The sequence below is a fragment of the Protofrankia sp. Cas3 genome (assembly GCF_963555955.1).
GTDB lineage: Bacteria > Actinomycetota > Actinomycetes > Frankiales > Frankiaceae > Protofrankia.
Genome location: NZ_CAUVXP010000275.1, coordinates 1 through 3,957, shown reverse-complemented (window position 1 = coordinate 3,957; position 3,957 = coordinate 1). Strand labels below are relative to the sequence as shown.

Genomic DNA, 3,957 nt, shown 5'->3' with positions numbered 1-3,957 from the left:
CCCGCCGCGAGTTCGAGTACGTCCGCCACGGCACTGTCTCGATCATCGCGGCGATGGACGTCGCCACGGGCGAGGTCGTCACCGAACGGATCGGCCGTAACACCTCCGCGGCGTTCACCGCCTTCCTCGCGATGCTCGACGAGCGGACCGACCCGGCACTGCACATCCATCTGATCATGGACAACGGGTCCAGCCACACCGCAGGAGCCACCAGGGCCTGGTTGAAGGCGCACCCACGGTTCTCCGCGACCTACACCCCGAAGCACGCCTCCTGGCTGAACATGGTCGAGCAGCGGTTCGGCGTCCTGACCCGCCGGCTGCTGCGCCGCGGCGACTTCACCTCCCGCGAGGACCTCGACGCCCAGATCACCGCGTTCACGATCCTCCACAACAAGACGGCCCAGCCCTACCAGTGGAGCTACGACGCCGACGCCGAACACGCCCGATACCTCGAACGCCACCCCACCCCACCAGCCCAGGCCTGACATCACGATCCGTCACGAAGAGACGGAAAGGAACTACTGAGGCGCTGCACTAGCCTCAGCACCGGAGTCATCGCGAACGCCATCCGGAAGGTCATCGCGCCGGACACCAACGCCCCCGGTCATCGCCGAGTGACATCGCGGCTCGAGCGGTCCTCGCGGACGCCATCCGGCACGCCATCGTCACACGGATGCGCGGCCCGCATGTTTTTTCGTGCCACGCACCTTCTAGTGCTACGCTGCCGGCATGGCACAGCGGACGGATCCAGATCAACCCCAGGCGGGCCTGCGCCTGCGGGAACGCAAGCGGGCGGTGGTTCGCGCAGCGCTCAGCGACGCCGCGCTTCGGCTCGCCATCGAGCGAGGCCTCGAACACGTGCTCGTCGCCGACATCGCGGCTGAGGCCGGAGTGTCACCCCGGACGTTCAACAACTATTTCTCCAGCAAGGAGGAGGCCGTCGTGGCCCCCGCCTTCGACCGGACGATGCACGTCATCGCCGCCTTCGAGCAGCGCCCGGCCGCGGAACCCCTGTGGCAAGCCGTGACCCGGTCCATCGTGGCCCAGTTCCCTACCGACGACCCTCCCGATACCGCAACCACCAGACAGGCTCGGCTGATCGCGGAAAACCCCGGCCTCTGGAGCGAACAACTCAAGATGTACGCCACCATCGAATCCCTACTGGCCGACGCGATCGCGCGGCGACTGGGCGTCGAGCGACACGAGGACCTCCTTCCAGGCCTGGTCGCCGCCGCAGCCATCGGCGCCTCACGCGTCGCGTTCGACCACTGGTCCGCCGGCGCCACCGACAGCGCGTTGCGCTCGGCGATGACCCAGGCGCTCGACCAGACCGGCGCGGGCTTCCCCGACGCCACGAGCGGCCGGCCGTCGCCATGACGACAGCCGCTCGACCGCCGTCAGCTGGCCGACTTCGCTTCTACCGCGTCATGAACCCCGTCATGCGGTTCATGGTTCGCCGCGGTGCCGGTGGCCGGGGAGTCGACCTGCTCCGAGTCCTCCGCGTACGAGGGCGCACCACCGGGCGACTCTACGAAGTGCCCGTACGTGTCACGATCCTCGATGAACAGCGCTACATCATGACCATGCTCGGAGACGCCGAATGGGCCCGCAACCTGCGAGCCGCCGGCGGCGGAGAGCTAATCCTGGGCGCCTCCGTCGAACAGGTAGCGGCCTACGAACTCCACGGCGTCGACAAAACCACATTCCTGACCCGATGCTCCACCTATCCACAGTTCGAAAGCCGAGCCCGCGCCACACTCAAATTCGCCTTCGACCACCCGACGAAGCAGCTGAACCAGACCGACATCGCGCTACTCGCACAAGTCTGGTACGTCTTCCGGTTGGACGTTATCGACCCTCCCGAGAACAACTTCCGATAGGGCCCACCAGATCACCGACATCGCGACTGCGGTGGCCAACGCGTAGTGCAGGTCGGCGGCAAGCCGCTCCCCGGCGCTGATGCGGCCACCGCGACCGCGCCAGGCTGTTCGCTGTTCGGTCAATACCGAACAGCGAACGGCGCCAAACCGGGCACCACCACCGACGCCCAGAGAGAAGGGCCTGGTCAGTGGATCGCCTTCCCGACAGGGCGGGCCGCGCCGATGTCTCGCGGCCCGATCAAGAGCACTGCTGGCAGCGTGGCGCTGTCGGCAGCGCAACTGGACGGGCCTGGCCATGGCGACGCGCCCTCGCGAGGATTCGCGGATGGTAGCCGCGAGAGCGTTCGGCGCGGCAGACGTGCGTATTGCACGGGCAGACGTAGCCGCGGCAGCCGTCGGAGATCGATACGGGCAGGAGCACCGGTCCGATGTCCATCTGGACCGGTGACTGGAACCGCCAGTTGGCGACCAGCTCGACGCGGTGCAGTTCGTCGGGCTGGTCGGGTCCGTCACATGCAGACGTGCCTATCAGGTCGGTTTGCATCTCGATCCGGACGTGGAGGTCGTCGGCTCGGTATGCCGCGATCATGGCGTCCACCGCGGCGGGGAAGTCCGCGCGTCTGTCCCAGTCCGCGAAATCGCCAGAAGTTGCGGGCCTTTCACGTCACGACACCCGGACGTCCCGCATCAGGCCACACCGAGCCACGCCAGACCGACACCACCCACAGCCACCAAGACGAAGCACACCCCACCCCGGCCAACTTCGAAGAGCCGGTTTTTGAAGAGCCGGTTTTTTCTGGTTTTCGAGGGTGATCGACGAATAGATTTTCTGGAGTTATGCTGTGGAAGCTAGGACATAGCCAGCTCGGGACCGGAAACGCCGCGTTTCTGCCGCGGGACCGCGAGTGTGTTGCTCACGCTCGGGCGCGATCAGTGATCGTCTATAGGACGTCATCCGTGAGCCTGTCCGAGTGTTCCGAGCGGGTCGTTGGCGCTCTCCGCGTCGAGGTTCTCCGCCGTCCACGTGGGGCCCGTCCGCCCCTCGTCGTTGGTCGACCAGGTGTGCCCCGATCCGCGTCGTCACAACGCCACGTCGAAAACGACGCCCCGGCGAAATCGACGACCATTGGCGGTCCCCCCGCTTTCCACGATCGTGGGCGGCGCTGATCCCGGCGGCGCAGACCCCCACGAGTGCTGGTCCGGGCCGCTTCCCTGGCGGCACGCCGAGGGAGACGGGCCAGCGTCCGCCGCGCCCAGCCCGCCGTCGCCAGAGGCTCGGCGCCGTCGTTCTCGTCGCGGTGCTCGACGTCGACGAGGCGGGCGGACTCCCTTGAAAGGAGAGACTCCATGAGCACGAACGACACCAGTGATCACAGTACCAACAAGGGTGATCTCGACCAGCTCAAAGGCATCGGTCTCAGGTACCGGGCAATCCTGGAGCAGGTCGGGGTTGCCTCGATCAAGGAACTACGTCATCGCAACGCGGCCAACCTGAAGGTGATGATCGAGGCGCGGCACGGGCCGGTCGTGGGGCTTTCCGAGCTGCAGATACGCACCTGGATCGACAAGGCGAACGCTCACACGGACACGCATCCCGCGTGACGTCCGCGGTCCGCCCCCGGAACTCCGCAATCGCCTGGTACCACCAGCCCTGACGTGACACGTGAACGCCGGCACACGACGAATAGCCGGCTGATATCGAGTAGTAAGGAAATATCGTGGGCATCATCGCCTGGATCGTGCTGGGGCTTGTCGCCGGCCTGATCGCGGAAAAGCTTACCGGGGAACGGCTTGGCTGGATAGTCGCGGGCGTTTCCGGGATCGTCGGAGCCCTTCTCGGCGGCTGGCTTGCCAAGACGCTCTTCAACGTCGATTCGCTTGACACGTTCTTCAGCGCATCGACGTGGATCACTGCGATCGTCGGGACGGTCATCCTGCAGCTGGTCCTGCGGGCGGTCACTGGCAGGACGGGCCGAGGGTCTCGAGCGCGTCGGCGCATGGCATCGCGCCGTTGACAGGCAGGATGGCGTTCGCGATGACTCCGGTGCTGAGGCTAGTGCAGCGCCTCAGTAGTTTC

At 66.3% G+C, this 3,957-nt stretch carries 6 protein-coding genes; 5 read left to right on the top strand and 1 reads right to left on the bottom strand.

The genetic code is table 11. The features are described from left to right. The 3 genes from U9983_RS26975 to U9983_RS26965 form a co-directional block, all read left to right on the top strand. Nucleotides 1-485, top strand: a 485-nt coding sequence (locus tag U9983_RS26975; protein ID WP_322756709.1) for an IS630 family transposase, incomplete at its 5' end; no start/stop codon positions are given. A 244-nt stretch (nucleotides 486-729) separates the two neighbouring features. Further along, nucleotides 730-1,377, top strand: a complete 648-nt coding sequence (locus U9983_RS26970; RefSeq protein ID WP_322756708.1) for a TetR family transcriptional regulator — start codon at nucleotides 730-732, stop codon at nucleotides 1,375-1,377. Between the two features lie 62 nt (nucleotides 1,378-1,439). Further along, complete coding sequence (locus U9983_RS26965; RefSeq protein WP_322751418.1) at nucleotides 1,440-1,880, top strand: nitroreductase/quinone reductase family protein; 441 nt, start codon at nucleotides 1,440-1,442, stop codon at nucleotides 1,878-1,880. 238 nt (nucleotides 1,881-2,118) lie between these two features. On the opposite strand, the gene U9983_RS26960 is transcribed toward U9983_RS26965, so the two are convergent. After that, entirely contained in the window at nucleotides 2,119-2,469 is a 351-nt protein-coding gene (locus U9983_RS26960) for a hypothetical protein (protein WP_322756707.1), read from the bottom strand. A 758-nt stretch (nucleotides 2,470-3,227) separates the two neighbouring features. Between U9983_RS26960 and U9983_RS26955 the strand changes: the two genes are divergently transcribed. Continuing rightward, on the top strand, nucleotides 3,228-3,482 hold the full coding sequence (locus tag U9983_RS26955; RefSeq protein WP_322756706.1) for a DUF4332 domain-containing protein: 255 nt from the start codon (nucleotides 3,228-3,230) through the stop codon (nucleotides 3,480-3,482). 116 nt (nucleotides 3,483-3,598) lie between these two features. Then, nucleotides 3,599-3,895 carry a GlsB/YeaQ/YmgE family stress response membrane protein gene (locus U9983_RS26950; protein WP_322756705.1) on the top strand — a complete coding sequence of 99 codons (297 nt, stop codon included), beginning with the start codon at nucleotides 3,599-3,601 and terminating at the stop codon, nucleotides 3,893-3,895. The last annotated feature ends 62 nt before the right edge of the window (nucleotides 3,896-3,957 follow it).

What these genes read in the sequence shown, in the direction of transcription:
- U9983_RS26970 (WP_322756708.1), top strand. Translation starts at nt 730, where the DNA reads ATGGCACAGCGGACGGATCCAGATCAACCCCAGGCGGGCCTGCGCCTG.
- U9983_RS26965 (WP_322751418.1), top strand. Translation starts at nt 1,440, where the DNA reads ATGCGGTTCATGGTTCGCCGCGGTGCCGGTGGCCGGGGAGTCGACCTG.
- U9983_RS26960 (WP_322756707.1), bottom strand. Translation starts at nt 2,469, where the DNA reads ATGATCGCGGCATACCGAGCCGACGACCTCCACGTCCGGATCGAGATG.
- U9983_RS26955 (WP_322756706.1), top strand. Translation starts at nt 3,228, where the DNA reads ATGAGCACGAACGACACCAGTGATCACAGTACCAACAAGGGTGATCTC.